This window comes from Vibrio sp. 1159 (assembly GCF_033340395.1).
GTDB lineage: Bacteria > Pseudomonadota > Gammaproteobacteria > Enterobacterales > Vibrionaceae > Vibrio > Vibrio alginolyticus.
Window position 1 is genome coordinate 1 of sequence record NZ_JAWOWL010000132.1, and the last position, 1259, is coordinate 1259.

At 46.9% G+C, this 1259-nt stretch carries 1 protein-coding gene; it reads right to left on the bottom strand.

The features are described from left to right. Nucleotides 1–8: 8 nt before the first annotated feature. Nucleotides 9–1186 (bottom strand): IS3 family transposase gene (locus R7127_RS26430; RefSeq protein WP_203346719.1). Its coding sequence is split into 2 segments (ribosomal slippage): nt 9–919 and nt 919–1186, totalling 1179 coding nucleotides; the frame shifts between segments, so codons are not numbered across the junction. Nucleotides 1187–1259: the final 73 nt, after the last annotated feature.

Sequence of the window (1259 nt, forward strand, 5' to 3'; positions counted from 1 at the left end):
TGTAGTGGTCAACTAAAATTGGCCACGGTTTTAGAGTTTTCCCAATACAGTCGTTCAGACTCATTGGGTGTTAGACCACCATTATATTGATGGGGCCTGAGTTGGCTGTAGTAGCCCGTGATGTATCGAGTTATATGTTCCCTCGCTTCGTTAAAACTCCGATAACCCGACACTGGTATCCATTCAGTCTTTAGGCTTCTGAAGAACCGTTCCATCGGACTGTTATCCCAGCAATTACCTCGTCTAGATAAACTTTGCTTGATTTGATAACGCCACAACAGTTGCCGATAAGAACGACTGGTGTAATGACTTCCTTGGTCGCTGTGGAACATCACGCCTTTGGGCTTACCTCGTGATTCAAACGCCATAGAGAGTGCTTTCCCTGTCAACTTACTATCAGGCGATACTGACATCGCCCAACCAATTGGCTTTCTCGCGAACAGGTCGATGACAACAGCAAGATACATCCAGCGTTGTCCCGTCCAGACATACGTCACATCACCGACCCAGACTTGGTTGGGAGCGGTAACGGCAAATTGTCGAGACAGATGGTTTGGGATCTCTACATGCTCTTGTGATGCCTTTCGATAACGGTGCTTCGGTGTTTGGCAGCTTACCAGCCTTAACAATTTCATTATCTTAGAAGCTCGATAACGGGTCAGTTTTACACCTTGGGCCGTTACCATGTCGGCAATGCTTCTCGCACCAGCAGAGCCGTTACTTGCCGTATGAGCTTCTTTAATAAGACTTTTTAGCTTCACCAACTCTGGAGAAACACGCTTAGGGCGACAACGCCAGTATTTGTAACTGCTGCGGTGGACACTGAACACATGACACAGGGTTGTTACGTTAAAGCTCTGCCTGAGTTTCTCGATTATCGAGAGTTGTTCAGTGAGTCCGACATCAAGAGAGCTGTAGCCTTTTTTAATATTTCATTGTGCTCTTCAAGGCGTGCAAGTTTCTTCTTCAGCTCTCGTATCTCAATTTGCTCTGGTGTCATTGGTGAGGCTTGAGGAGCTACTCCCTTTCTTTCTTGCTTGAGCTGCCTTACCCACTTATCCATTGTCGATTTACCCACCCCCATGGCTTTTGCGGCTTCAACAACGGTGTAGTTTTGGTCGAGAACAAGTTGCGCTGCTTCGAGTTTGAATTCCGCACTGAAAGTGCGTCTGGTACGCTTGGTCATAGTTTCACCTGTCATGCTATGAGGTGTATCTTAACACCTCTAATCAGGTGGCCAAATTCACCGTACCACTACA